Origin of the sequence: Cellulosimicrobium cellulans, from assembly GCF_016921195.1 — a bacterium.
Classification (GTDB): domain Bacteria; phylum Actinomycetota; class Actinomycetes; order Actinomycetales; family Cellulomonadaceae; genus Cellulosimicrobium; species Cellulosimicrobium cellulans_F.
Genome location: NZ_JAFGYF010000004.1, coordinates 351313 through 377926 on the forward strand (window position 1 = coordinate 351313; position 26614 = coordinate 377926).

Consider the following 26614-nt stretch of genomic DNA (forward strand, 5'->3'; position numbering starts at 1 on the left):
ACCCGACGCTCCGCACCCGACGACGACCATCGCACGCCTCCCCGTCCCGGCCCCTCGACCGAGGCCGACCTCCGCGCATTCTTCCGCACGCCCGAACTCTCCCGCCCCGGGAGACGACCGTGCCCGCGTCACGGCGCGAGGCCGTGACGCGGGCACGTCGGCTGCGGTCAGCAGGTCGGGACGGTGACCGTCTGCTCGACCGTCTGCTCGCCGTCCGGGCCGGTGGCCGTCACGGTGACCGCGAGGTCACCCGTGACGCCGCGCGCCGCGAACGACTGGTAGGCGTTCGCCCCGGGCGCGACGTCCGCGAACGTCTTGGCCCCGAGCGCCGAGGCCAGCTCGACGTCCACCGCGGCGTCGGAGACGTTCACCGCGCGGACCGCGACGTACGGCTTGCCGGCGAGGCAGCGCGGGCTGAGCGTGACCTCGACGAGCTCGACGTCGGCCGGCTCCTCCAGGGCGTCGATCGCGCCCTGGAGCGCGAGGCGCGCGTCGCGCAGCGCCTCGTCCGACGCCGCGGCGTCGTCCCGGGTCTCGGTCGCCGCGGCGAGCGCCGTGCGGAACGCCTGCCACGACTCGGGGCTGTACCCCTCGTCGGTCAGGGCCTCCGCGCTCGTCACGAGGTTCTCGAGCCGACGACGCTCGGCGGGCACGAGCTGGTCGGTCGCCAGCCCGAGGCGCCGTGCCCGCTCGTCGACCTGCGCCTGGGTGGCACCGGCGTCGGCGAGGAGCGACCGTGCGGCCGCGAGCTCGCGCGTGAAGACGCCCGCGTCGATCCGGCCGTACCGCTCGATCTCCGCCTCGGGGGTCTCGGCCTCCCCGACCACCGCCGCGAGCGCCGCCGTGTCGGTCGGCGGGACCTCGACCTCGTACGCGTCGGTGAAGAACCGCATGCTGTCGAGGTTCGCGACGTACGGGTGGTCGGCGTACGCCTCGGTCGACAGGCGCACCCATACCTGGTGCTTGCCGCGCACCGCGCTCGGCAGGTCGACGACGGCCGTGCCGTCCGTCGTCCAGCTCGAGCCGGTGTTCACCAGCGGGACGGTGACGAACGGCTCGCCCGGGTTCGCCGGGTCGAACGCGTCGAGGTAGACCGACAGCGCGGAGTTCCGCCCGGACCGGTTGGAGTTGTGGACGTAGTGCACGGCGAGCTGGTCGAGCGCGGCGGAGCCGAGGTCGATCTCGCCGTAGGCGAGCCAGTCGCCGTCCGCGGTGCCGCCGACGTTCGTCACCGGCCCGCTCGTCCACGTCGAGCTCTCGTTCTTCAGCCCGCGGCCGGAGTTCGACGTCCATGCCTCCGACTCGACGACGACCGACGTCGGGCCGCCCGGCGCGAACGTCAGGCTGTCGAGGTTCGCGACGTACGGGTGGTCGGCGTACGCCTCGGTCGTCAGGCGCACGAACACCTCGTGCGTGCCCTGCACCGTCTCGGGCAGGACGACGGTCGCCGTCCCGTCCGCGGTCCAGCTCGACCCGGTCGTCGGCAGCGGCACGGTGACGAACGGCTCGCCCGGGTTCGCCGGGTCGAACGCGTCGAGGTACACCGACAGCGCCGAGTTGTTCCCGGACCGGTTCGAGTTGTGGACGTAGTGGACCGACAGCTCGCCGAGCGGGAGCTCGCCGAGGTCGACCTCGCCGTACGCGATCCAGTCGCCGTCCGCGGTACCGCCGACGTTCGTCACCGGCCCGCTCGTCCACGTCGAGGACTCCTTCTTGAGCCCGCGCCCGGAGTTCGCGGTCCAGTCCTCGGCCTCGATCGTGACGGTCGGGGACTCGCCCGGCTGGCCCGGGGCCGCCGGGTCCTCGGCGCTGAACCGGAACCAGTCGAAGTTCCCGACCCAGCTCCGGCCCGAGGGCGCGAGGAGCTCGAACGTCACGACCTTCGCGTCGAGGAGCGCCTGCACCTCCCCGAGCTCCGTCGTCACCTCGGTGTACTTGCCCCAGCCGCTCGTGCCCTCGAGGTCGACGGTCGCGACCACGGGGCCGCTCACGTCCCCGGCGTGCACGCGCACGGTGCTCGGCGTCTCCGTGGGGCCGAAGCTCGTGTCGTACCGGACCGTGAGGAAGCGCGGCGGGGTGTCGCCGGCGGCGGTCTCGAAGGTCATGTCGCGGTACTGCACCCACGACCCGGAGCGCACGCCGCCGAGGTTCCCGTTCGAGCTGTTCGCCTCGTTCTTCAGCTCGCCGCCGGACCACGCCTCAGACTGCTCGGCCTCGAGCGTGCGGTAGCCGCCGCCCGTGAGGTCGAGCGCGTCGATCGCCGCGCCCAGCCGGTCGGCGGCGAACCGCAGCGCGACGCTCGTCGCGGCCTCGTCACCGAGGGCCTCCTGCGCCTGCGTCAGCGCGGTGGAGAACCGGTCGAACGTCGCCGAGGAGTAGTTGCCGTGCCGCACGAGCACGGCGTCGTCGACGAGCCCGGCGAGCGCGTCGCGCTCGGCCGACGCCACGGACAGGCGCAGCGGGGAGAGCACCGACACGCCCTGGCCGCGGAGCGAGGACGCGGCGACGCCGTCGGCGAGCGCGCCGTCGCGCAGGTGCACGAAGAAGCGCGCGTCCGCGGACGCCGCCCCCGTCAGGGTGACGGTGAGCGCGGTCGGTGACGCGACCGTCACGGCCGCGGTGACGCCGTCGGGCAGACCGACGACGCTCGCGTCCCCGCGGGCGACGAGGTCCGTGCCCGCAGCACCGGCGAACCGCGCGCCGTCGAGCGTGAGCGTGACGGTCGCGTCGAGCGCGCCGCCGTCGCCGGTCCGGACCGTCGTCGGGTCGGCGCTGACGCGCGGTCCCTCGGCGGGCTCGTCGGTCGCCGTGCTCATCGAGAACGCGGGCTCGGTGTCCGTTCCCCAGTCGCTCGGCTGCTCGCCCATGCGGAACGCGAGGTCCGCGCCCCCGATCACGGTTCCGTAGTCGACCCAGGTGTTGCCGAACGGTGCGCCGTCGAGCGTCGCCGACTGGACGTAGAACGCGTCCTCGGAGACGCCGTCGGCCGTGACCGTGAAGGCGCTGCCGTCGTCGTAGGTGATGGTCGTGGAGTCGAAGAACGGCGACCCGATCTGGAACTCGGACGACCCGGCGGTGACCGGGAACAGCCCGACGGCGGCGGCGACGAACATCGTCGACATGGTGCCCGCGTCGTTGTCCATCGTGGGGAGCATGCCGCGGGGGTCGAGCTGGTAGACCTTCGTCTTCACGGGCGGCGTGAACTCGCCGCCGCCGCTCGGGACGGCGCTCGAGGAGCCGGTCGCGATGTACCGGTTCCAGGTCTCCTTCGTGTAGATGGCGCGCGTCCACTTCTGCGTGAGGCTCGGCTCGCCCGTGTAGTTGAAGAGGTACGGCGCCTGGAGGTCGATCTCGTTGGCGTTCGAGTGGAGCATGGCCCTGCCGTCGTCCGGTGCGTGCTCGCCGAACATGTGGCGCATCGCGAGGCGTGCCGCCTCGGTGCCGCCCATCGCCTCGATGAGCGCGTCCATGTCGTACGCGTCGTACCAGTGGTACTGCCAGAGCGTGCCCTGGTAGAGGCTCGCGGCCTCGAAGCGCTCGTAGTCGGCGCTCTGCCACGAGCCGTCGGCGGCCCGCGGGGTGAGGAGCCCGACCTGCGTGCCGTCGGCCGCGGTCCACGCGCCCGGCTTGGTGAGCTTGTCGATCGGCCACGACGCCTGCTCGCGCATCGTCTGCGCCTCGTCGGCCAGGCCGAGCTCGTCCGCGATCACGGACAGGCCGTACTGGTCGTAGCCGCGCTGGACGGACGCGCCGGGGTTGCCCGCCACGTAGCCGCGCTGGAGCTCGTCCGCGCTGTACTGCCCCACGAGCCGCTTCAGCGCGGGGTACGCCTCGTCGAGGCGGTCGAACCCGTCGAAGCCCTTGGCGATCGCGTCCGCGACCACGACGGACGACCGCTCCCAGCGGACCGTCGGGACCGAGTGCACGTACCCGCCCAGGCCGCTGCCCGTGCCGGTCGCCTCGGCGTCGGCGAACAGGTAGACGAGCGACTGCACCATGTCGCGGTACAGCGCCGGGTCGATGTAGGCGATGACGGAGAACTTGCGGAAGTCGTCCCACGTGGCCCACGAGTCGTAGTACGTGAAGCCCTGCGCGGCGTGCACCGCGCCGTCGACGCCGCGGTACGTGCCGGACGTGCTCGTTGCGTTCATCGGCATCGCGAACATGCGGTACAGGTGCGTGTAGAAGAGCTTCTGGAGCTCACCCGTCGGGTCGGTCGCCGTCGAGGCGTCGATGGCGACCCGCCCGAGCGTCGCGTTCCACTCGGCGCGCGTGCGGTCGCGGATCGCGTCGAACGACAGGTCCCCGAGCTCGACCTCCTGGTCGGTCCGCGCCTGCTCGACGCTCACCGGCGACAGCGTGACTTGCAGCCCGATCTCCCCGGCGTCGGCCGGGTCGAAGGTGAGGATCGCGCCGGTGTCGACGCCGTCCTGGGCCGTGGCGTCGACGAGCTCGTCGTCGTCGCCCCACGTCTGCACCGTCGCGGGCTGGAGCGTGCGCGCGGTGTAGTACAGCGTGTAGGCGGCGTTGTAGAAGTAGCCCGTGACCTGACCGGACAGCTCCACGGTGCCGTCCGCGCGCGTCTCGGCCTGCACCGAGGACGACCGGCGGCTCGTGTTGTTGGTCTCGAGGTCCACGACGAGGCTCGGCGTCGAGCCCTCGGGGAACGCGTAGCGGTGCACGCCCGAGCGCGTGGTCGCGGCGACCTCGGCCTCGATCGTGCCCGGCGCGGCCGCGATGGCGCCGTCCGTGCCCGCGATGTTGCCGAGCCCGACGGAGTAGAAGCCCGGGCCGGCCTGCTCGTCGTCGTGCGAGAAGGTGTGCGCGTACGTGCCCGTGCCCGGCCGCGCGGTGTACGACCCCGACGTCGGCACCACGAGGATGTCACCGCCGCCGCCGGAGCCCCCCACCCCGTCGAGGTTGGTGTGCGTGAAGCCCGAGATCCTCGACTGCGCGTAGTCGTACCCGGTGTTGTTGCGGCCCGGCGTCGTGCGCGGGTTCACCTTGGCGAGGCCGTTGGGCGCCTGCGCGGCGGGCATGTCGTTGCCGTAGTCGCCCTCGGTGCCGACGAACACGTCGACGAGCGACGCGAGGTCGCCCTCGGCCGTGTCGACCGCGGGAGCCGCGACCGCTGCGGCGGCCGGCAGGACGCCGACGGCGAGCGTCGCGGCGAGCGCGCCCGCAAGGGCGCCGCCGAGCCGGCTACGGCGGCCACGTCGAGGGTGGGGGACGGACATCGGGCTGGCCCCGCGTCGTCCGACAGCGCTGTCACGACGCGCGGCAGATGGTCTGGCCACGAAAGCTCTCCTTGGGGGGTCGTGCCGAGGCTGCTCCGCCTCGCCGCCCTCAAGGTACGTGCCGTACCGCGCGACCTCAAGACCCCGCCCCCGAAGTTCACCTGCCCGACCAGCGGGGTTCCCGGCCCCGACACCGGCCGCGCCGCGCGGCCCGCGCCCGCCCCGGGACGCGCACGCTCACCGCGCGGCGGCCTGCCCGACCGGCGCCTGCCCGGTGCGGGGCCGGAGCTCTCACGCCCGCGCGTACTCCGCGAACGTCACCCCGGAGCGGAAGGTCTGCGTGCTCGTCGACCGCCAGGCGAGGGGCGCGTAGCCGCGCTCGCCGAACAGCGGGATCCCGGCCCCGAGCATCACCGGATTGATCTTCAGCGCGAGCCGGTCGATCTCGTCGACGAGCACCGCGGCCAGCGCGCCCCCGCCGCACAGCCAGATGCCCTTGCCGTCCTCCCGCTTCAGCGCGCGCACCGTCTCGACGGGGTCGGAGCCCGTGAACTCGACCCCCTCGCTCCCCCTCGGCGCCTCGTGCGACCGGGTGAAGACGACCTGCCGCAGGTGGCGGTAGGGGTTCGGCAGGTGGTGGTCGGGCAGCCCGACGGCATAGGTGTTCCACCCCATGAGGACGGTGTCGAAGGGGCTGTCGACGATCGGGAGCCCCGCCGCGGCGGCCAGGTCCGTCGGTGCGGTGCCGCCGTACCGGGCCCAGATCGGCTGCATGTGGTCACCCTCGGCGAGGAACGCGTCGAACTCCCCGCCGGGGCCCGCGATGTACCCGTCGAGGCTGACGGCGACGTAGTAGGTGAGGTCTCGCACGTCTCTCCAATCACTACAGGTGAAGTGGTCGATGGCAGACTACAACAGGTGCAGTGGTTGCGATACCCTCGGCGCATGGCGAGGAACACCACGCGCCGGAGCGCCCTGGCGGACGCGGGCATCGCGGTGCTCGCCCGTGAGGGGTCGCGCGGTCTGACGCATCGCGCGGTCGACGAGGAGGCGGGCGTCCCGACCGGCACGACGTCGAACTACTTCAGAAGCCGCGACGCCCTCGTCGCAGGACTCTTCGAGCGCATCGGGGAGCGGCTCGCGCCCACGCCCGAGGACCTGGCCCGACGCGCGGCGCAGCAGCCCGACCGCGCCCTGTTCGCGGACTACCTCCGCGACATCGTGCGCCGACTGACGGTCGACGCCGACGTCACCCGAGCCCTGTTCGAGCTGCGGCTCGAGTCCGGCCGTCGCCGCGAGCTCGCGGCCGTGCTCGGGCCGTGGCTCCGCGCGGGGTTCGAGGCCGACGTCGAGTTCAACCGGTCGGCCGGCCTGCCCGGAGGGCCGCGGGAGATCGCCCTGTTCCACTACGCGATCGACGGGCTGCTCCTCGACCGCCTGACCACGCCGATCGACGCCGGGCTCCCGACCGACGACGTCATCGACGCGCTCGTGGCGGGGTTGCTCCCGGAGCGCTGAGCCGCCTCGCTCCCGCCGCGCCCCGGACCGTGCGCCCGTCCTACGGCGCGCGGCGGTGGCCGTCGAGGCGGTCGAGCCAGTCGCGGACGGGGCCGAGGGAGACGAGGCCCGACCCGGCACCCGCGACCTCGTCGGGGGTGCGGGCGAGCGCGCGCCGCGCCCGCCCGGCGAGGGTGGGGTCGCCGAGCCGGAGCGCGGTCTCCGCGCGCAGCGCCCACAGCAGCTCGCGCAGGTGGTCGGCGGGCGGCTCGGGGCTCGCGAGCGCGAGCCGCGCGGCGGCGCCGGGGTCACCCGCGTCGAGCACGAGCAGCGGCTCCGCCCACGGGGCGTAGGGGCCGAGGTCGGCGGCCTCGATCCCGGCGAGGGGGCGCCCGTGACGCACGCGGACGGTGAGCAGCGCGAGCGGGAGCAGCCCGTCGCGCACTCCCGGCATGCGCACCCCCGCCAGCAGGTCGTCCGCCGCCCGGTACGCGCGCGCCGCCACGTCGGCAGGCGCGGTCTCGGCGTCGCGCATCGCGCGGTACCAGGCCGTGAGCATCGGCACCACGGGCGACTCGTACTCCGCGGCCACGCCCTCGGCCGCGGCGGCGTGGGCGTCCGCGTCGCCGAACCGCCCGGCCCCCGCGGCGGCCTGCATCCGGACGAGGTGCCCGAGGATCGCGAACGTCGGCAGGTCGTGGGCCTGGGCGAGCGCGACGAGCTCGGCACCGGTCCGCTCCCGCTCGGCGCCGGCACCCGGCCGCTGGAACGACTGGAGGAACCGGGCGTTGAGCGCGAGCGCGAGGGTGCCCGGGTCGCCGACGTCGCGCGCGATCCCCACCGCGTCCTCCGCCGCGGCCCACGCCCACGCGTCCCGCGTCCCCCGGTGCTCGACCCCGACGACGGCGAGCAGCCGCGCCCGCAGGACGGGCGCCGCGTCGGGGCCCAGGCGGCGCAGCGTGCGGCGCGCGACGCCGACGAGCGCGTCGGCCGCGCCGGGATCGTCGCTCCGGGTCCAGACGGCGGGGACGTCGTAGGCGGTGACGGTGCGGGCGGTGAGCACCGGGTCGCCCGTCGCCTCGGCGGCGAGCGCCGCGGCGACCCGCTGCTGCTGCGCGGTCGCGAGGTGGTCTCCCCCGGCGATCGCGAGCGTGCGCGCGACGTCGACCGTGGACCGCAGGTGGGTGCGCGAGGTCGGGGCCGTGACCGCGAGGCGCGGGCCCGACGTCGGCCCGTCGAGCGAGGGCGCCTGGTCGAGCACGTCCCGCTCGAGGCGGGCGAGCTCGGGGCCCGGGTCGAGGCCGAGCTCGTCGGCGAGCCGGCGGCGCGCGCGGCGCAGGACGTCGAGCGCGTCGGTCTGGCGGCCCTCGCGGTACAGGGCGAGCGCGAGCAGCGCCCACGCGTGCTCGCGCCACGGGTGCGCGGCGGCGTGCGGGTCGAGCGCGGCGACCGCGTCCCCGGGCCGGCCGTCCGCGAGCAGCGCCTCGGCGAGCAGCTCGACCGCCCGCGCGTGCACGTCGGCGAGGTGTCGCCGCTCGGTCCGCACCCACTCCCGGTCCGGCAGGTCGGCGTAGGGCTCGCCGCGCCACGCCGCGACGGCGTCCGCGAGGGCGCGCGCCGTGCCCGACGGCGCGTCCCCGGCGGTCGCGGTCGCCCGGACGACGGCCGCCTCCAGGCGCGCCGCGTCGAGCGCGTCGTCCGGGAGCCGGAGCGCGTAGCCGCCGTGCCCGGTGACGAGCACGCGCGCGGGCGTGCGCGGGGCCCGCTCGGGTTCCAGGCGACGGCGCAGGTCGCCGGCGAAGGTCGCGAGCGCGCCGCGCCGGTCGCGCGGGTCGCGCTCCGCGTCGTCGTCCCAGAGGTCTGCCGCGAGCCGCTCGAACGACACCGGACGCCCGCGGGCGGCGGCCAGGCGCGCCAGCAGCTCGCGCTGTCGCGGGCCGCCCGGGTCGACCCCCGCGCCGTCGCGCAGCACCCGGACCGGCCCGAGCACCTCGACGCGCAGCTCCACCACCCCGCCATTGTCGCCGCACCGGGACCACGCGGCGCGGGCGCGGGGGCGGACGGTGGCACTGATCGGACGCTGATCCGCCGCTCGGAGGATGGCCACGAGCCGGTCGGGCACGACCCGGCCCGGAACCCGCCCGAGAGAGGACACCCCATGCACATCCCCGGCTTCGAGACCCGCACCGTCGAGGTCGCCCCGGGAGTCACCCTGCGCGCCGAGACCGCGGGCGAGGGCACGCCCGTCGTCCTGCTGCACGGCTTCCCCCAGACTCGCCACATGTGGCGCCACGTCGCCGCCGACCTCGCGCGCGACCACCGCGTCGTCGTGCCCGACCTGCGCGGCTACGGCGACAGCGCCAAGCCCGTCGCGACCACGCCCGACGTCTACGCCAAGCGCACGATGGGCGCCGACGTCGTCGCGCTCGCCGACGCGCTGGACGTCGACCGGTTCGTCCTCGTCGGCCACGACCGGGGCGCGCTCGTCGCGTTCCGCGCCGCGCTCGACCACCCGGACCGCGTGAGCCACCTGGGCATCCTCGACGTCGTGCCCACGCTCGACACGTGGGGCGTGCTGCACGGGGTGGACGCCGCGGTCGCGTTCCACCTCTACCTCATGGCGCAGCCCCCGGGCCTGCCGGAGACGATGATCCGCCACAGCGCCGACGCGTTCTTCGGATCATTCCTCGACTCGTGGACCCAGGACCCCGCCGCCATCCCCGACGACGTCCGCGCGCATTACCTCGCGGCGAGCCGCGACGCGGTCGACTCGATCGTCGCGGACTACCGCGCGACGGCGACCGTCGACGTCGAGCACGACCAGGCGTCGCTCGACGCCGGCGACCGGCTGGCCATGCCGGTCACCGTGGTGCAGCAGGACTGGGGCGCGCAGCTCGGGTACGACGCCGCGGGCGTCTGGCGCCGCTGGGCGCCCGACCTCGAGCACCTCACGACGACCGCCGGGCACTTCATGGCCGAGGAGGCCCCGGCTGACGTCGCGGCGGTCGTGCGGGCGCTCGGCGCGAGGCGTACGAGCGTGGATCGTCCCGTCGACGCGCCGTAGGCCGGGACCGGCCGGGAGCCAGCGTCTCGAGCGCGACGGGGCACTGCGCGGCGCGTGGCGGCGCGACGGCGCCGGCGGCGACTACGACAGCAGCGTGGTGACCCGCTCCACGCGGTCGCCGTCGGGCCGAGTGCCCTCCTCGACCACCTGCCGGGCGAGCTCGCGCAGGCGGACGTTGCGGTCGTTCGACACCCGCTTGAGGACCGCGAACGCCTGCTCGGGCCCGACGCCGAACGCGGCGGCCACGACGCCCTTCGCCTGCTCGATCGGGCCCCGGCTGTCGGCCGCGGCGGCGATGTCGCGCTGCGCCTGCCGCCCGGCCTGCGTCCGGACGGGACGCGTCACGTCGACGAAGTAGCCGAGCAGCTCGACGACCCGCCCCGTGTCGTGGTCGCGGCGGCCCTGGCCCACGACGACGAGGACGCGTTCCCGTCCACGCGCGTCCATGATCCGGTGCAGGCTCGAGAAGGGCGCGCCGTCGCGACGCGCGCGCTCCAGCATGTCCCGGACGCGGTCCCGGTCGTCGGGGTGCTTGTGCGCGAGCACGAGCGACGTGGTGGGCACGACGTCGCCGGGCTCGAAGCCGTGCATCCGGTACGTCTCGGCCGACCACCACCACGTGTCGGTCGCGAGGTCGACGCGGTACTGGCCCAGCGTCGTGTCGTCACCGAGGAACATCGGGTGCAACGTCGTGCGGTTCTCCACGGACATGTCTCGTCTCCGTCGTCGTCCAGCGGGTCGTGAGCCAGGTCCAGACTCGAACTCCGGACTCTAGTCCGCCGGCGGCTTCCCGCAACCGGACGCCTGCGCGGCTACGGCGACCAGGCCGGGTCGCCGAGCGAACGCACGAGGTGATGAAAAACTGGACGCGGTGCACGAGGACCGGACGGAGGCGGACGTGGGCGCGTCGGAGCTGCTGGGACTCCTGGCCCGCGCGCTCGCCGACGCCGACGACACCCTGTCGATGCCCGCGCGCATGTGTCAGGCGTGCGCCACGGTGCTCGGTGCCGAGAGCGCCGCGCTGACCGTCGCCGCGACGCCGGACGACCGCCTCACGGTCGCCACCTCCGACGGCGTCGCCGCACGCATCGAGGGCCTCGAGGAGATGCTGGGCGAGGGGCCCGCCCAGCTCGCGCTCGCCGAGGACCGCGTCGTGGTGAGCCGGGCCGACGGAAGCCGCGACGGCAGCGCCTTCCCCGTGTTCTCCCGGGTCGTCGGGACGATCAGCGGGCCCGCGACCTACCACGCCGTCCCCATGCACGCGGGGGGCCAGGTGGTGGGGGTGCTCGGTCTCCTCACCGCCTCCGCCGGGCTCGCGCGCGAACCGGACGACGTGCAGTTCCTCGCCGACGTCGTCGGGCTGTCGCTCCTGGCCGATCTCGACTCGCTCGACTGGTCGACGCCCGCCGAGGTGCACCAGGCGACGGGGATGGTCACGGCCCAGCTGCGCGTCGCGCCCCGCGACGCGCTCGCCGTGCTCCGGGCGCACGCCTTCGCCCGGTCGACGACGCTCGAGGAGGTCGCCGCGGAGGTCGTCGGGCGACGGCTGAGCTTCACCTACGACGCGAGCAACGCCGTCCAGACACGGCGGACCGAGGGGAGCTGACGCCCGCCCCCGGACGGGCCCGGGCAGACGCGCGGCCGTAGGCTCGACGGCGTCCCGTCCGCCTGTCGAGGGAGCCACCGTGCGCGCGACCGTCATCCATGCCCCGTACGACGTGCACGTCGAGCAGCGCGACGACCCACGCCTGCTCGCGCCCACCGACGCGATCGTGCGCGTCGAGGCGGCGTGCGTGTGCGGGTCGGACCTGTGGACGTACCGCGGCGTCAACCGGGTCGAGCACCCCGTCGCGATGGGGCACGAGTACGTGGGCACGGTCGAGGAGGTCGGCGCGGACGTCCGGACCGTGCGCCCCGGGCAGCTCGTCGTCGGGTCGTTCTTCGCGTCCGACAACACGTGCCCCATCTGCCGCGCCGGCTACCAGACGTCGTGCGTCCACCGCGAGCCCGTGCGCGGCGCCCAGGCCGAGCTGCTGCGCGTCCCGCTCGCCGACGGGACGCTCGTCGCGACGCCCGAGCGCCCCGACGACGACCTCCTGCCCGGGCTGCTCACCGCGTCCGACGTGCTGGGCACCGGCTGGTTCGGCGCCCGCGCGGCCGAGGCGGGGCCGGGCCGCACGGTCGTGGTGGTGGGCGACGGCGCCGTCGGGCTGCTCGCGGTCCTCGCCGCCGTACAGCTCGGGGCCGAGCAGGTCATCGCCATGAGCCGGCACGCACCCCGCCAGGAGCTCGCGCGGGCGTTCGGCGCGACCGAGGTCGTCGCGGAGCGCGGTGACGAGGGCGTCGCGCGCGTCCTGGACCTCACCGACGGGCTCGGCGCGCACGGCGTCGTCGAGGCCGTGGGGACGCCGGACTCGGTCGCCCAGGCGCTCGGGTCGGTGCGTCCCGGCGGGCACGTCGGCGTCGTCGGGCTCCCGCACGGCGTCGAGCTCCCGGTCGTCGACATGTTCTACCGCCACGTGCACTGGTCGGGCGGCCCGGCGCCGGTCCGCCAGTACCTGCCCGAGCTGATGGACCTCGTCCTCGACCGACGCATCGACCCCGCACGCGTCTTCGACCTCGAGCTCTCCCTCGACGACGCCGCCGAGGGGTACGCCGCGATGGACGAGCGCCGCGCGATCAAGTCCCTGCTGCGCCCCTGAGGCCCGGCCGCGCGGGCGGGGTCCGGCGTCAGCCGAGCCAGGACGTCGCGGACCGGTGCTCGTCGACGCGTGGAGGAAGTGCTCGAAGTGCTCGCGGCGCGTCCAGGTCTCGAGGTCGAGCGGCACAGGGCTGTCCATGCCGCCAGCATCACAGTCGCCCGTGCGGCGAGCACGGGCGTTTCGGCCGCACCGTCGCGGTCGCGGCCCCGTCACGCCCGGTACGGCGTCGTCCGCGTGCGGACGTCCGTCGGGAGCGGCACCATCGCTGACGTGGGACGTCGCGAGCGCATCACCCGGTCCGTGGTCGTGCTGGGTCTCGCGCTCGTCCTCGGCACGACAGCGGGCTGCACCGTGAGCCGACAGGAACCCGGGCAGGCGACGGCCGCCGTCGCCGACGCGCTCGCGCAGGCCGGGTCGGCGGTCGAGACGACGCGGCTCACCGTGCGGCTGCTCGACGCCGACCGCGTCACCACGCCCGTCGCCGACGCCGCCGTGCTCGACCAGGTGCGTGTGCTCGAGGAGTCCAGCGCGGCGCTCACGACGCTCGTCCCGCCCGACGACGTCTCGTCCGCGCAGCGGGACGCCGGGCTCGTGGCCGTCGCGGACGCGACGCGCGAGGTCGTCGCGGCGCGTGCCTGGGTCGCGCGCGAGGCGGGCGGCGACCTGTCGGAGGCGGGCGCGGTCCCGCTCACCGCGTCCGAGCTCGAGGCCGACCTCGCCCGCGCCGCCGACGACGTGGACTCCGCGCTGGCCCTGGCGGGTGGCGCGTGAAGCGGCTCCTCGGCGTCGCGCTCGGCATCCTCACCGCGATCGGCGGGTTCGTCGACATCGGCGACCTGGTGACGAACGCCGTCGTCGGCTCGCGGTTCGGGCTGTCGCTCGTGTGGGTCGTGGTCGTCGGTGTGGTCGGCATCTGCCTGTTCGCGTCGATGTCCGGGCGCGTCGCGGCGGTCAGCGGGCGCGCGACGTTCGAGATCATCCGCGAGCGCCTCGGCCCGCGCGCCGCGGGCGCGAACCTCGCGGCGTCGTTCGCGATCAACCTGCTCACGCTCACCGCGGAGGTCGGGGGCATCGCGCTCGCGCTGCACCTCGCGAGCAGCGTCGAGCCGCGCCTGTGGATCCCGGTCGCGGCCTTCGCCGTCTGGCTCGTGCTGTGGCGCGTGAAGTTCCAGGTCATGGAGAACGTCGCGGGCCTGCTCGGGCTGCTGCTCGTGGGGTTCGGGGTCGCGCTGTTCCTGCTCGGCCCGGACTGGGGCGAGCTGCTGCGCCAGGCGGTGCCGCCGTCTCCCCCGGCGACGGAGCACGTCGCGACGTACTGGTACTACGCGGTCGCGCTGTTCGGCGCGGCGATGACGCCGTACGAGGTGTTCTTCTTCTCCTCCGGCGCCGTCGAGGAGGGGTGGACCGCGAAGGACCTCGCGCAGAACCGCGTCAACGTGCTCGTCGGGTTCCCGCTCGGCGGGCTGCTGTCCGTCGCGATCGCCGCGTGCGCGGCGGTGGTGCTCCTGCCGGCGGGGATCGAGGTGTCGTCGCTGTCGCAGATCGTGCTGCCGGTGGCGGAGGCCGGCGGCACGCTCCTGCTCGCGCTCGTGATCGTCGGGATCGTCGCGGCGACGTTCGGCGCCGCGCTCGAGACCGCGCTGTCGAGCGGGTACACGCTCGCGCAGTACCTCGGCTGGTCGTGGGGGAAGTTCCGCCGCCCGGCGCGCGCCGCACGCTTCCACGTGACGATGGTCGTCGCGCTGCTGCTCGCCGTGGCGATCCTCATGACGAGCGTCGACCCGGTCGCCGTCACGGAGATGTCGGTCGTGTTCTCGGCCGTCGCGCTGCCGCTCACGTACGTGCCGATCCTCCTCGTCGCGAACGACCCGGAGTACATGGGCGAGCACGTCAACGGGCGCGCGACCAACGCGCTGGGCATGGTGTACCTGGTGATCGTGGTCGCCGCTGCCGTCGCGGCGATCCCCCTGATGATCGCGACGGGAGCGGGCTCATGAGCCGGGACGACTCCACGCCGACCGGGGCACGCGTCGTGGACGCACGCCTGCACCTGCTGAGCCGCCAGGTGCTCGACGTCGACGGCGAGCCGGTGACGACGGTCGACGACCTCGAGCTCGTCGCCGCCGACGGGCCGGAGGACGGGCGCCGTGACGCGGTGCCCGGGGAGCCCGCCGAGGTCGGCGCGATCCTCACCGGACCGGTGCTCGTGACGCGCCTCCTCGGCGGCCGACCGCCCGCGTCGCGCTGGGAGCGGGTCTCGTGGTCCGACGTCGGGCACGTAGGGACGGCGATCGAGCTGACCGTCCAGGCCGACTCTCTCGACCTGCACTGGACCGAGGACTGGCTGCGCGAGCACGTGGTCGGGCGCATCCCCGGTGGGCGGCACGACCCCGAGGAGGACTCGTGATCCTGGGCGACCTGCTCGACGCGCGCGTCCTCGGACCCGACGGCGAGGACCTCGGGTTCCTCGTGGACGTCCGGCTCGCGCTCGACACGCTGCCCGACGGCGGACCCTCCGGCCGCGACACGGCGGACGACGCCGACCCCGACGACGCCCACCCCGACGACCGCGCGCTGAGCGAGAGCGTCCGGCGTCGCGCACGGGCGGGTCGGGCCCGCGTCGTCGGCGTCCTGGTGAGCCCGCGCACGGGCACCTCGTTCCTCGGGTACGAGCGCACGGACGTCACGGCCCCGTGGCCGGTCCCGCAGCTCGTCCGTCGCCGCCACCGCGGGACGTTCCTCGTGCCGTGGGACGACGTCGCCGCCGTCGCGCCGGGCGAGGTGCGCCTCGCCGCGGGGTACCGGCAGGAGGACGCGGCCCTCCCCTGACCGGCCGCCGCCACCGGCGCGTTGCGAGCGGGACGCGGCCCCGTGACGCTGGACGGGACGGTGAAGCCACCCGCCGTCGGCCGCCCGGGCGCAGGGACGGGAAGTACGTCACCCAGCCCGGCGACACGGGAGGACCCATGAAGGCGCTGTTCGTGAGCTGCACGCTCAAGAAGTCCCCGGAACCGTCCAACACCGAGGCGCTCGGGCGCGTGGTCGCCGAGGCGCTCCAGGACCGCGGTGTCGAGGTCGAGCACGTCCGGCTCGTCGACCTCGACGTCCCGCCGGGCGTCGTCACCGACGTCGGCGAGGGGGACGGGTGGCCGCAGGTGCACGAGAAGCTGCTGGGATCGCAGATCCTCGTGGTGCTCACGCCGACGTGGCTCGGGCGCCCGTCGTCGATCGCGCAGCGCATGCTCGAGCGCATGGACGCGATGATCTCCGAGGAGGGTCCCGACGGCATCCCCGTCGCGTACAACCGGGTGGCGGGCGTGGTGGTCACGGGCAACGAGGACGGCGCGCACCACGTGATCTCGGAGGTGAGCGGCGCCCTGGCCGACATCGGGTACACGATCCCCGGCCAGGCCTGGACCTACTGGAACCAGGGTCCCGGCCCCGGCCCCGACTACGTCCAGACGGGCCACGGCCACGAGTGGGCCCGGGAGACGGGACGCCTCATGGCGCACAACCTGCACGCCGTCGCGACGGCGCTCGAGGCGCATCCCGTCCCCGCTCCCGGCTCCTGACCGACGACCGCCGAGCGCCCCGCTGAGCGCCCCGCGAGGAGCCGACCCGGTCTCGACGACGACCTGCCCCACCGGGGTCCCCCACCGGAAGGCGAACGCCGTCGTGGGGTCGTACTCCTCGATGCGCACCCCGCAGGCGCGACCCCGCGGTTGCATCCGGCGGACGGGCGGTCAGGCGCTCGCGAGCGCGATCCCCGCGACCGCGGCCGCGAGGCACACGACGAGCATCCCGAGCGCGTGCAGCAGCGCGACCGCGCCCCGGCCCGCGAGCAGGAGGCGCGCGCCCTCGACCGACGCGGTGGAGAACGTGGAGTAGCCGCCGAGGAACCCGACGCCGAGCACCGCGGCGACGTCGCCGTGCCCCGGGTGCGTGGCGCCCCACCCCGTGAGCAGCCCCAGCAGGAAGCACGCGGTGACGTTCACGACGACCGTGCCGAGCGGCGTCGACCACCGGTTGTGGCGGGCCACGAACGTGTCGAGCAGGAAGCGCGACGCCGCGCCGAGCCCGCCGCCGAGGGCCACGAGCGCGAGCTCCGCGACCGCCGTCACCGGGCACCGCCACCCCGGGCGACCACGCGCCGCCGGACCGTCCCGGCGAGCGCGATCCCGCCCACCGCGGCCGCGACGCCGAGCCCGACGCTTCCCAGCGCGTACGCCGCGCCGAGGGCGGCGTGCCCCCCGCTCGCCAGCCGCTCGACCTCGACGGCGAACGTCGAGTACGTCGTGAACCCGCCGAGCACCCCCGTCCCGCCGCCGAGCCGCACGCCCCGCCGCCACCCGGCGTCGGGACCCGCGCGGAGCAGCGTCTCGAGCAGCGCGCCGAGCACGAACGACCCGGCGAGGTTGATCCAGAACGTCGTCCACGGCCACGACCCGGGCGCAGGGGTGAACGCCTGCTCGAGCAGCGCGCGCGCCGTCGTGCCGACCGCTCCGCCGAGCGCGACGAGGCCCGCGAGGGCGAGGAGCGGCGTCGGTCGTCTCACCTCTCCCACGGCGTGCAGAGCTCCTTCCAGTCCACGACCGCGAGCGGGACCGTGAGCACGGGCCGGTGCTGGTGGTGCGCGAGGTGCGCGGCCACGGACCCCTCGACGAGCTCGCGCAGGTGCGCCGCGGACCCGGGCGCGCGCGTCCCCACGACGATCACCGCGGCGTCGACGGCGCGTGCGAGGTGCGTCAGCGCGCGGTCCGGTCGCCCCGCGAGGTAGCGCAGCTCCCACGCGACGCCCGTGCCCCGCAGACCCTCGTCGACCTCGGCCCGCAGCCGGGACTCGACCTTCTGCCAGGAGTCGTCGGCGGAGTCGGGGTCGAACGGCGCGTGCGTCACGGAGCCGTCGGGGTGTTCTTCCACGACGTGGCGGGACGTGTCGGCGTACGCGGCGACCACGCGGGATCCGACGGCGTCCGCCCAGGCCGCGGCCGTCCGGACGACCAGCAGGTCACCGCCCGGCACGACGCCCACGACCACGGGGTGCCCGGCGAACGGGACCATGCGGTCGAGCGACGGCTGGGGCACGGCTCTGGCTCTCATGCGGACCTCTTCCCGCGGGCAGCACCCTGCCCGCCGACGTGCGACGAGACAGGAACCATCAGCCCTGGCGGCGGTTCGGGCGGCTATGCCCCGGCGGGATCCATCACCGCCACCAGGGTAACGAGCCCGCCCGCAGGCCGCTCAGCCGGCCTTCGTGTCCAGCCACTTCTTCTCGCCGAACGACTTGGCCAGCTCGTAGTCCGTGACGACGAACCCGACGGCCTGCGCGACCGGCAGCACCTGCTCGCGCTCCACGCCGTCGTCGATCCCGAGCCGGTACATGACGACGACGGTGCCCGTGCTGAGCATCACCGCGGGCGCGTCCCCGTCGTCGAGGAGGGCGTAGGAGCCCTGGAACCCCGGCTGCGGGACCGCGGCGGCGAGCGTCGGGTGCGCGGCGCCGCTCGTGTCGGCGACGGGGTCGCCCTCCGGCGCGTCGTTGAACGCGGCGGCGGCGCGCTCGGCCTCCTCCTTGGAGCCCACGTCCACCACGACGACGTCGAGCGCGACGGTCGGGCCGTCGTCGGACACGACGCGCGCCTCGAACCCGGCCTGGCACGACCCCGCGAGCGCCTCGATCGCGGGGATCGCGGGCAGGTCGTCGCACGCGAAGTCCCGCCGCGCCACGAGCGCGACGCGGTCCTCGTTGACGAGGTAGTCGTTGTCGGAGAAGTACTCCCACGACATGGGTGCGAGAGCCGGCCCCGACTCCGGGTCCATCTCCGCCCCCGCGCGGTACTGCTGCTCGAGCCACGGCTCGTCGTCCGTGACGTCGGTGTCCACGGGCTCCTCGGTCGGCTCCGGCTCGTCGGTCGGCTCCGGCTCCGCCGGTGCGTCCGTCGCCTGCTCGGCGGCCGTCGGCCCGGGGACGGTCGGGGCGTCGTCGCGCACCGCGAGCCACACGCCGAGGCCGCCCGCGACGACGACGAACGCGCCCACGCCCGCGAGGACGGGCACGAGCCACTTCCGCGAGCCGCGCCCGGGCGGCGTCGCGTACGGGGAGAAGCCGTAGGGGTCCGACGGCGGAGCGGGCGGCCCCGGCACGACCGTCGCGTCGTCCGGCGCGCCGTAGGCGGGGCCGGACGGGGTCGCGTACGGAGCCGTCGGGGTGCCGTACGGGGCGCCGGGCGGCGGGGGTGGCGGCGCGTACCCGGGCGCCGTCCTGGCGGGCGGCCAGGTCGCCCCCGTGTCCGCGGGCGGGAGCGTCGCGTGCGGGTCCCCGCTGGGGGGCGGGTAGCCCGGGCCCGCGTGGCCGGGGCCGGACGGTGCGGCGGGCCCCCTCCCGTAGGGGTCGGTGTCGTACGGCGCCTGCGCGTGCGGCCTCGCGTAGCCCGGCGACGGGGCGCCCGACCCTCCCGGGGCCGCCCCGTCGTCCTCCCCGTACCGTCGCGGCGGCCGCATGACGGTGTGGTCGTCGACCGGCTCGTTCGGGTCGGTGGGGTGGGACATCGGGCGGGTCCTCTCGTCGCGGGCGGCTCGTGCAGGGTAACGGAGAGGCGCCCCCGGGTGCCGCGCGCGGCCCCCCGACGTCCCCCGCGCGGCGGACGTCGTGTGACCTGCTCGACGGGTGATCTCCTCCTCAGGGTGGACACGTCCGCGGCACCGGCCGCGTACGCTGCGGGTGGGTCACCGGACGACGGCAGGGGGGACAACCGCTCGACCGCCGAGTGACCGGACCGCCGTCCGACCCGCACCAGCGCTCATGAACACACTCACCTGGAATGCCGAAGACGACGCGACCTGGCGCGCCCGCAGCGCGTCGCGCGAGTACGTGATCCGGCGCGACGACGCCGACGGCTGGACGCTCGACGGGCCGGAGCGCACCTGGGTCGCGCTCCCCGACCTCGAGGTCGCCAAGGAGGTCGCCGCGCTCGCCGACGAGGTCCACCACGACGACGACAGCATGACCAGCTACCGCGTGGTCACGGCCACCGGCGCGCGCCGCGGCGAACCGTTCGGCGCGGACAGCGACGAGGACGCGATCGACGTGCTCCGTGCGCGCCGCCGCGCCGGCAACCTCCCGCTCGCGCCGTTCCGGCTCGAGACGAGCGACGGGCGGCTGGTCGGGTCGTGGCAGAAGGCGACCGAGATCCCCGCCCGGCCGGCCACGTCGCACGACGGGACCGCCGGGCCCGTCTGAGCCCGTCCCGAGCGAGCGCACGGCCCTGGCGGCGGGCCGGGTCAGGCTCCCGAGCGCCGGGCCGCGGCGTGCGCGGCACGCTGGCGCCGGCTGCTGTCGACGTGCGCCTCCGCCAGCGCGGCGGCACGTTCGCCGTCCCGCGACCGGACCGCCTCGAAGAGCTCCGCGTGCTCCTCGGTCACGTGCGCGAGGTCGTCGTGCTGCGAGAGCGCCCAGCGCACGCGGCTGCGGATGCCCTGCATCATGTCCCGCAGGAGCCGGTTGTCCGCGAGCTCGGTCACGATCTCGTGGAAGTCGGCCGCGGACCGGCGCGAGCCGACGCTGTCCGCCGTGCGAGCACCCTCCTGCTCGCTCGCGAGCGCGCTCCGCAACCGGTCCAGGCCCTCCGGGCCGTGCCGCTCCGCCGCGAGGCGGAACGCGAGCGGCTCCAGCACCTCACGGACCTCGTCGAGGTCGGCGAGGTCGGCCTCGGAGAACTCCCGCACCACGGCCCACGTGTGCGGGCGCAGGACGACGAGCCCCTCTCCCTCGAGCGCCTTCAACGCGTCGCGCACGGGGATGCGGCTCACGCCGAAGTCGGCCGCGAGGTCCCGCTCGACCAGCCGGGACCCCGGGACGCGCACGCCGTCGAGGATCTCGTCGCGCAACGTCGTCGCGACCCGGGCGGACTCCAGCACTCGCTCCTCGGCTCCGGACACCGGTCGATTCTCGCACCGCGACCGACGCGCGCACGTGGGTCCGGGCGACCCCTCGGTGCACGCTCGTGCCCCGTGCCGTGGAGAGCGTCCGGCATCCGTGCGAGGGTGGAGGGACACGCGTCGAACGAGGGAGTTCCGATGTCGAGCACCACCCGCCCGCCCGCCCGTCGCCGGGCCCACCGCGCCCGCCTCGCCGGGGCGACCGCGCTCGCCGTCGGGATCGCGCTCGCCGCCCCGGCCGCGGCCGTCGTGCCCGCGGCTCCCGGGCCCGCTGCTCCCGAGGTCGCCGCCTCCGAGGTCGCGCCGCCCGACGACGGGTACGACGTGATCTTCGACGGCACCGCGGAGTCGTTCGACGCGTGGGAGTACGCGGGCGAAGGCGGGTTCGACCTGCTCGACGACGGCACCCTCCGCTCCCGGGCGGGCGCGGGCGGCGGGTTCGGCACCCTCTGGTACCCGGTGCGGCAGTACGGCGACTTCTCGCTCGTCGTGCAGTTCCGCGACGACGCGCCCGGTGACGCGCGCGCCAACAGCGGCGTGCAGGTCCGGTTCCCCGACCTGTCCGCCCCCGTCGAGGGATGCCCGACGACGTTCAACGGCAACGAGACAGGCAACCTCTCGTGGATCGCGGTCAACTGCGGGCACGAGATCCAGGTGAACGACTCGCCCGAGGGCCGGTCGAACGACCCCCGCAAGACCGGGTCGGTCTACGGGTTCGCCGACATCGGCCTCGACCGCGCGCGGCCCACCGCCAAGGGCACGTGGAACGAGCTGGAGGTGCGCGTCGTCGGGCAGCACTACACGGTGATCCGCGACGGCGTCGTGATCAACGAGTACGAGAACCTGCCCGGCGTCCCGTTCCCCGACCGCCCGCTGGACCCGGACTCGAGCAGCCGCGGCCTCGTCGGGTACGTCGGGCTCCAGGCGCACGGCTCCGCACCCGACGTCGTGTCCTACCGCGACGTGCGGATCCGCGAGCTCCCGCCCGTCCACGTCGAGGTCGACGCACGGTGCCTGGCCGGGACGGCGCACCTCGCCGTGCGCGCGCTGAACGTCGGGGAGGACGCCGTGGACCTCAGCCTCGGCACCCCCGCGGGCGAGCGTTCGTTCGCCGACGTCCAGCCGGGCCGCAACGCCTACCAGTCGTTCAGCACGCGGTCGACGGCGGTCGAGCCGGGCACGGCCACGCTGACGGTGGCGACGGACGACGGCCCCGCCGTCGTCCAGACCCCGTACGCGGGGGTCGACTGCGGCTGACCTGCCGGGACGGGTGATCCCGTCCCGGCTCTCCCGTCAGCCCGCGAGCTCCTGGAAGTTCTGGACGCCGCTGATCGCGCCGAGGATGAAGCCGACCGCCGTGCACGCGATCGCGACCCCGAGCGCGATCTTCGCCGTCTTCTCGTTGCGGCGGACGGCGATCGAGGAGAAGACGATCGCGAGCACGCCGAACACGATCGGCAGGAAGAGCACCGCGATCGGGCCGAACACGTACGCGAGGATCGTGCGCCACGTCATGGGCTGCGGTCCGGCGGGGGCGTAGGCGCCGTAGCCGGGCTGGCCGTAGGGCGCGCCGTACGGCTGCTGGCCCTGGGGCGGGTACGGCGTCCCGTAGGGCTGCTGGCCCTGCGGCGGGTACGGCGCCGCGGGAGGAGCCTGCGGCGCCATCTGCCCGTAGGCCGGCTGGTGCTGCTCGGGCTGCGCGGGCTGCCCGTAGGCGGGCTGGCCCTGGCCGTACGGCGCCGGCGCACCGTAGGGCCCGGGGGCCGGCTGCCCGTAGGCGGGCTGGCCCTGCCCGTAGGACCCAGGGGCCTGCGGGGGCTGCTGGGCGTCGCCCGGGTACTGCTGGTACGGAGGCTGGCTCACGGCGTGTTCCTTCGTCGCGGGTGGCGCCGTCCCGACGGCGGCGTGGTCCGAAGGCTAGCGCCTCCGGACCGCGCGCGGGGCCACGCCCGGGGACGGTGAGATCTCGGGGTGCTACGACCCCGCGGGCACCGTGACCTCGACGAGCGCGGCGTCGCCGAGGTCGCGCGTCGCGACGACGACACCGCGCTCGCGGTAGTCGCCGGGCCGTGCGGTCGCGGAGACGTCGGCGAGCGCGTCGGGGCCGGCCCCGGCGCGCACCCGGACGCCCTGGCCGGGCTCGGCGACGCGGTAGACGACGCGGCGCGTCCGCCCGGCGAGCTCGAGGTCGACGGCGAGCCCGTCGGCCGCCGCGGGCAGCACGGGGTCGACGACGAGGGTCCCGGGCTGCTCCGTGAGCCCGAGCACGCCCTGGACGAGCTGGCGCAGGTAGATCCCCGGGCCGCTCGAGTACACGCGCCACCCGCCGCGCACGCCCACGGTCCCGTCGCGCAGCCGGTCGAACTCGCGCGCGAAGCTCTCGCGGTCCGGGAAGTCGGCGTCGCTCGACGAGAAGTACGCGTTGCGCTGCCGGGGCGCGGCGTGCGCGAGGCGGCGGCCGAGGTCGACGGGGCTGATGCGCAGCAGCTCGTCGAGCGCGCGCCCCCGGCCCAGGGCCGCGAGCGCCTCGACGTAGCGGATGTGCGCGTGCACGTACATGAGCCCGATCTCGCGGCCGACGTTCGCCGCCTGCTCGGCCCGCAGGAACGTGCGCGGGATCCCCTCGTCGAACGCGGCGGGGTGGTCCATGAGGCGCACGCCGTCGGGGAAGTGCAGGTGCTCGACCACGAGGCGCTCGTGCTGCTCGGCCTCCTCGGGCGTGAGGATGCCCGCGATGATCGACTGCGTCATGGGGATGAGGCGGTACCGCATGCCGGAGACCGCGTCGGACGGGTGGATGACGAGCTCGTCGCCGTCGGCACCGTGGCGCACGTACCCGGCCATGACGCCGTCGACGAGCGCGCGCTCGCGCAGGTCCGCGCGCACCTCGGCGGCCAGGGCCCCGGCGCGCTGCGAGAGCGCGGCGTGGTCGTCGCTGCCGGACGTGGTGCGGGCGAGCAGCCCGGCGGCCTGCACGAGCAGCGCGGACGTCCACGTGGACGCGAGGTCCGTGCGCATGCGCGGGTCGGCGGGCTGGAGCGTGTCGTCCCAGTCGCCCTCGCCGTACGCGGGCAGCGCGGTGCCGGGCAGGCGGTCGCGGTCGAGGTGGTCGAGCAGGCGCGCGACGTGGTCGCGCACGGTCGCCGCGGCGTCGGGCCCGGACGCGGCGGGGCGCCGGTGCGCGTGGTCCCAGAACGGGACCGGCTCGTCGAGCACCGCGAGGTCGCCGCTCGCGTCGAGGTACTGGGCGAGCGCGAACAGCGGCCACACCACGACGTCGCCGTGCGAGGAGTCGTTGTAGCGCTCGCCGTACGCGTCGAACATGAACCACTGCGGGAACTCGCCCCACGTGTGCTGGTGCGCGAGGACGCGCAGCACGATCGCGCGCGCGACGTCGTACCGCCCGCCCGCGAGCGCGAGCTCGAACGGCCCCTGGCACACGTCGCGCGTGCCCCACGCCGCGCCCGAGTACTGCTCCAGACCGTGCGGCACGAGGAAGTGGATCAGGGCGTCGTGCGCGTACCAGGGCACGAGGAGGTCGAGCTCCTGCGTCTCGAGCGCCGCGTGCGGCGTGAACCGCAGGCCGCGCACGACGCCGCGGACGGTCGCGACGTGGCCCGCGAGCGTCGCGTCGAGGTCCGCGAGCGGGTCGTGCGCGGGCGCGGCGAGCGCGAGCGCGGCGTCGGCCCCGTCGAGCGCGCCCGTGATCGCGACGCGGAGCGCACCGGTGTCGGTCGCAGTCGTGAGGCGATGGGCCACGGTGCCGCCGGTGCGGTCGGCGTCGTCGAGCACGACGGGCGCGCTCGACGCGACGACGTACCGCAGGTCGGGGTAGTGCGCGTCGACGTCGCCGCCCGGGACGGGGTGCACGACGACGGCCTCGCCGGCGTCCGACGTCGGCGCGACGTGCTCGACGACCCAGCCGCCGGCCTCGTCGTCGAGCTCGAGCGTCGCGGTGACGTGGAGCGGTCGTTCGCAGCGCACGTCCACGTCGATCCGGTTCTCGCGGTCGTGCGCGACGGTCCGCACGTCGACACGGCCGAGCGGCGTCTCGTAGACCCAGCGGACGCCGCCGACGTCGAGGACGAGCGCGGAGGGCAGCCCGAGCAGCCGCGGTCCGCGGCCGTCGTCGACGAGGACCCGCAGGCCGCTGCTGCGCAGCAGGTTGAGGTGGTGGCGGTGCACGGTCGCGAGGCGGTTGGCCGTGGTGTTGCCGAGCACGACGTGCGACGCGAAGACGCCCGGCGCGAACGCCGTCGTGGAGAGCACGTCGTCCGTGGGCAGCACGTCGTCGCCCGCCTTGAGCACGTGCCCGTGCGAGCGCTCGGTCACGGTGTCCTTGCGCGCGTCGACGACGTGCGTCCCGGCCGCGGTGAAGAACGAGAGCAGCGTGCCGTCGGCGTCGCGCTCGGGCAGCAGCACGTCGTCGGCGCGGAGCCCGACGGCCGCGAGGAGGCCGGCCTCGTCGAGCTCGTCGCCCGCGAGGACCGGGGCGTCGCGCAGCACGGACCCGGTCCGCGGCAGCGGGGTCGTCGCGCGGTCGTCCGCGGCGGCCGCGACGGCGGCCGCCGCCCAGCCGGCCACCTCGTCGAGGTGCGCGGCGAGCGGTCCGGGCGCGTCGGGGTCGACGACCGTCACCGCGTGCACGCGGGCCGTGCCGCCCGACAGGTCGAGGGGTCGGGACACGAGGGTCGGCATCGCGTACTCGTACTGGAGCACGCCGGACTCGACGGTCCCGAGCAGGCCGTGCGGGACGCCGTCGCGCCGCGACCGCGCCGTGAAGACCTGGAGCGAGTCCGTGAGGTGCGCGACCGCGCCCTCGACGAGGAACGCCACGGCGAGCGGCAGGCGCGGCTGCGCGGACATGGTCTGCCGGCTGACGAGGACGGTGCCCGCGTCGGGGTGCTCCATCGCGCGGTGCAGCAGATACTGGCACACGTACGGCTCGCTCGACAGCGCCGCCGCGGGCGGCGCGAGCGCGAGGTCCTGCGCGTGCACGACGTCGTAGCGCACGTCCGCGGGCGTGCGCGCCCCCGCCGTGAGGTCGACGCACCAGACGAGCGTGCGGCCGTCGAGCGTCAGCGCGACGCGCGTGGCGAGCCCCAGCGCCTCGCCCGACCACACGACGCGGTCCGTGCCGACCTCGACCGACGCGACCGCGGGCGCCGACCCGGTGAGGCGCGCGACCTCGACCGTGCCGTCCGCGCGCGTCGCCCGCAGGAGGATGCCGCCGGGCATGCGGTCGTGCTCGCCCGGCAGGTACTGGTTGACGAGCAGGCCGCCGGTGCTGACGGCGCGCACGTCGCCGCCGCCGGTGAGCTCGACGGACAGGTCGCCCGAGGCGAGCGTCGCGCCCGCGAGGGTGGTCGTGCCTGCGGGGCTGGCGGTGAGGGTCACGCGGTCTCCTGCTCGGTGGTACGGGTCTCGGGTGCTGCGGGCGGCGTGCCCTCGGGGCGCAGCAGCGCGAGGAACTGGTCGAAGAGGGCGACCATGTCGACGTTGTCGGGGTCCAGCAGCCACTGGAGCTGGAGGCCGTCCATGACGGCGGAGAAGAGCTGGCCGATCGCCTGCGGGTCGACCTCGGGGCGCAGCTCGCCACGCGCGACGGCGTCCTGGAAGCGCGTGTCGTCCTGGTGGCGCAGGGCGCGGTAGCGGTCGCGCACGACGTCGTGGGCGGGGTGGGCGGCGTCCGTCGCCTCGGCGGCGACCACGACGTGCAGCGAGACGAGACCCGGCGTCTCGGCGTTGCGCCGGACCTGGTCGCGGATGGTCGTGAGCAGGTCGGCACCCGCGGCCTCGTCCTCGGTGCGGCGCACGCGGTCGCGCCGGTCGCGCTCCTCGAGCGTCGCGGTCAGGAGGCCCGCCTTGCTGCCGAAGTGGTGCAGGAGCCCGGCCTCGGAGATGCCGACGCGCGCGGCGATCTCGCGCAGCGAGCTGCCGCGGAAGCCCTGCTCGCCGAACACCTCGACGGCCGTGCGCAGGATCTCGCGGCGGCGCTGCTCGCCCCGGACGATGCGTCGGTCGGGCAGGCCGGCCGCCGTCGTGCCGCGGGTCGCGGCCGTCGTCGCCACCCGGCTCCCCACGACCCCTGCCGTCCCCGTCGTGGCGCCGCCACCTGCGGAGTCGCTCTCGTTCATCACCGTCTCCTTCGCCAGTCCTCGGCGCCAACGGTACGG

General features: G+C 75.4%; 23 protein-coding genes and 1 riboswitch. Of the genes, 11 read left to right on the forward strand and 12 right to left on the reverse strand.

The features are described from left to right. Positions 1-167: 167 nt before the first annotated feature. Together JN535_RS11670 and JN535_RS11675 are read right to left on the reverse strand one after the other, a co-directional pair. On the reverse strand, positions 168-5237 hold the full coding sequence (locus JN535_RS11670; protein WP_205205709.1) for a glycoside hydrolase domain-containing protein: 5070 nt from the start codon (positions 5235-5237) through the stop codon (positions 168-170). 291 nt (positions 5238-5528) lie between these two features. Next, a complete protein-coding gene (locus tag JN535_RS11675; RefSeq protein WP_205205710.1) occupies positions 5529-6107 on the reverse strand; it encodes a dihydrofolate reductase family protein in 579 nt (192 codons plus the stop codon). A gap of 75 nt (positions 6108-6182) precedes the next feature. On the opposite strand from JN535_RS11675, the gene JN535_RS11680 reads away from it, so the two are divergent. Then, positions 6183-6755 (forward strand): TetR/AcrR family transcriptional regulator, encoded by a 573-nt coding sequence (locus JN535_RS11680; protein WP_205205711.1) that lies wholly within the window; start codon positions 6183-6185, stop codon positions 6753-6755. A 40-nt stretch (positions 6756-6795) separates the two neighbouring features. Here JN535_RS11680 and JN535_RS11685 read toward each other — a convergent pair whose 3' ends face one another. Continuing rightward, positions 6796-8745, reverse strand: coding sequence for a BTAD domain-containing putative transcriptional regulator (locus tag JN535_RS11685; RefSeq protein WP_205205712.1), 1950 nt, complete (start codon positions 8743-8745; stop codon positions 6796-6798). Between the two features lie 147 nt (positions 8746-8892). Between JN535_RS11685 and JN535_RS11690 the strand changes: the two genes are divergently transcribed. Further along, positions 8893-9798: an alpha/beta fold hydrolase gene (locus JN535_RS11690; protein WP_205205713.1), complete on the forward strand. Its 906-nt coding sequence runs from the start codon at positions 8893-8895 to the stop codon at positions 9796-9798. Between the two features lie 81 nt (positions 9799-9879). Here JN535_RS11690 and JN535_RS11695 read toward each other — a convergent pair whose 3' ends face one another. Then, entirely contained in the window at positions 9880-10509 is a 630-nt protein-coding gene (locus JN535_RS11695) for a PAS and ANTAR domain-containing protein (RefSeq protein ID WP_205205714.1), read from the reverse strand. A 160-nt stretch (positions 10510-10669) separates the two neighbouring features. On the opposite strand from JN535_RS11695, the gene JN535_RS11700 reads away from it, so the two are divergent. The 7 genes from JN535_RS11700 (at position 10670) to JN535_RS11730 (ending at position 16072) form a co-directional block, all read left to right on the forward strand. After that, complete coding sequence (locus JN535_RS11700; RefSeq protein ID WP_205205715.1) at positions 10670-11404, forward strand: GAF and ANTAR domain-containing protein; 735 nt, start codon at positions 10670-10672, stop codon at positions 11402-11404. 79 nt (positions 11405-11483) lie between these two features. Next, positions 11484-12500, forward strand: coding sequence for a zinc-dependent alcohol dehydrogenase family protein (locus JN535_RS11705; protein ID WP_205205716.1), 1017 nt, complete (start codon positions 11484-11486; stop codon positions 12498-12500). Positions 12501-12770: 270 nt separating this feature from the next. Next, complete coding sequence (locus JN535_RS11710) at positions 12771-13271, forward strand: hypothetical protein (protein WP_205205717.1); 501 nt, start codon at positions 12771-12773, stop codon at positions 13269-13271. After that, positions 13268-14497 (forward strand): NRAMP family divalent metal transporter, encoded by a 1230-nt coding sequence (locus JN535_RS11715; protein WP_205205718.1) that lies wholly within the window; start codon positions 13268-13270, stop codon positions 14495-14497. Before JN535_RS11710 ends, JN535_RS11715 begins: the two co-directional genes overlap by 4 nt. After that, entirely contained in the window at positions 14494-14907 is a 414-nt protein-coding gene (locus JN535_RS11720; RefSeq protein WP_205205719.1) for a hypothetical protein, read from the forward strand. The genes JN535_RS11715 and JN535_RS11720 overlap by 4 nt, the downstream gene beginning before the upstream one ends. Next, complete coding sequence (locus JN535_RS11725; RefSeq protein WP_205205720.1) at positions 14904-15329, forward strand: PRC-barrel domain containing protein; 426 nt, start codon at positions 14904-14906, stop codon at positions 15327-15329. The genes JN535_RS11720 and JN535_RS11725 overlap by 4 nt, the downstream gene beginning before the upstream one ends. Before the next feature lie 137 nt (positions 15330-15466). Beyond that, positions 15467-16072 (forward strand): flavodoxin family protein, encoded by a 606-nt coding sequence (locus JN535_RS11730; protein ID WP_205205721.1) that lies wholly within the window; start codon positions 15467-15469, stop codon positions 16070-16072. 171 nt (positions 16073-16243) lie between these two features. Here the strand turns inward: JN535_RS11730 and JN535_RS11735 are convergent, their stop codons facing one another. From JN535_RS11735 to JN535_RS11750, 4 genes are all read right to left on the reverse strand, one after another. Continuing rightward, on the reverse strand, positions 16244-16621 hold the full coding sequence (locus tag JN535_RS11735) for a fluoride efflux transporter FluC (RefSeq protein ID WP_205205722.1): 378 nt from the start codon (positions 16619-16621) through the stop codon (positions 16244-16246). After that, positions 16618-17055, reverse strand: coding sequence for a CrcB family protein (locus JN535_RS11740; protein WP_205205723.1), 438 nt, complete (start codon positions 17053-17055; stop codon positions 16618-16620). Before JN535_RS11740 ends, JN535_RS11735 begins: the two co-directional genes overlap by 4 nt. Continuing rightward, positions 17052-17600, reverse strand: coding sequence for a universal stress protein (locus JN535_RS11745; protein WP_205205724.1), 549 nt, complete (start codon positions 17598-17600; stop codon positions 17052-17054). Before JN535_RS11745 ends, JN535_RS11740 begins: the two co-directional genes overlap by 4 nt. 42 nt (positions 17601-17642) lie before the next feature. Continuing rightward, positions 17643-17717: riboswitch (Fluoride riboswitch) on the reverse strand. 24 nt (positions 17718-17741) lie between these two features. Then, positions 17742-19049 carry a hypothetical protein gene (locus JN535_RS11750; protein WP_205205725.1) on the reverse strand — a complete coding sequence of 436 codons (1308 nt, stop codon included), beginning with the start codon at positions 19047-19049 and terminating at the stop codon, positions 17742-17744. A 253-nt stretch (positions 19050-19302) separates the two neighbouring features. Here JN535_RS11750 and JN535_RS11755 point away from each other — a divergent pair, with 253 nt between their 5' ends. After that, on the forward strand, positions 19303-19740 hold the full coding sequence (locus JN535_RS11755) for a hypothetical protein (protein ID WP_205205726.1): 438 nt from the start codon (positions 19303-19305) through the stop codon (positions 19738-19740). A gap of 41 nt (positions 19741-19781) precedes the next feature. On the opposite strand, the gene JN535_RS11760 is transcribed toward JN535_RS11755, so the two are convergent. Continuing rightward, entirely contained in the window at positions 19782-20438 is a 657-nt protein-coding gene (locus JN535_RS11760; protein ID WP_205205727.1) for a GntR family transcriptional regulator, read from the reverse strand. 138 nt (positions 20439-20576) lie between these two features. Between JN535_RS11760 and JN535_RS20810 the strand changes: the two genes are divergently transcribed. Further along, the gene (locus tag JN535_RS20810; RefSeq protein ID WP_240200995.1) at positions 20577-21695 is read left to right on the forward strand and encodes a 3-keto-disaccharide hydrolase; all 1119 of its coding nucleotides are present in this window, start codon (positions 20577-20579) and stop codon (positions 21693-21695) included. A 36-nt stretch (positions 21696-21731) separates the two neighbouring features. On the opposite strand, the gene JN535_RS11770 is transcribed toward JN535_RS20810, so the two are convergent. The 3 genes from JN535_RS11770 to JN535_RS11780 form a co-directional block, all read right to left on the reverse strand. Next, on the reverse strand, positions 21732-22301 hold the full coding sequence (locus JN535_RS11770) for a hypothetical protein (RefSeq protein WP_205205728.1): 570 nt from the start codon (positions 22299-22301) through the stop codon (positions 21732-21734). A gap of 111 nt (positions 22302-22412) precedes the next feature. Continuing rightward, positions 22413-25835 carry a GH36-type glycosyl hydrolase domain-containing protein gene (locus JN535_RS21565; protein WP_205205729.1) on the reverse strand — a complete coding sequence of 1141 codons (3423 nt, stop codon included), beginning with the start codon at positions 25833-25835 and terminating at the stop codon, positions 22413-22415. Beyond that, complete coding sequence (locus JN535_RS11780; RefSeq protein ID WP_205205730.1) at positions 25832-26575, reverse strand: TetR/AcrR family transcriptional regulator; 744 nt, start codon at positions 26573-26575, stop codon at positions 25832-25834. Before JN535_RS11780 ends, JN535_RS21565 begins: the two co-directional genes overlap by 4 nt. Between the last annotated feature and the right edge of the window lie 39 nt (positions 26576-26614).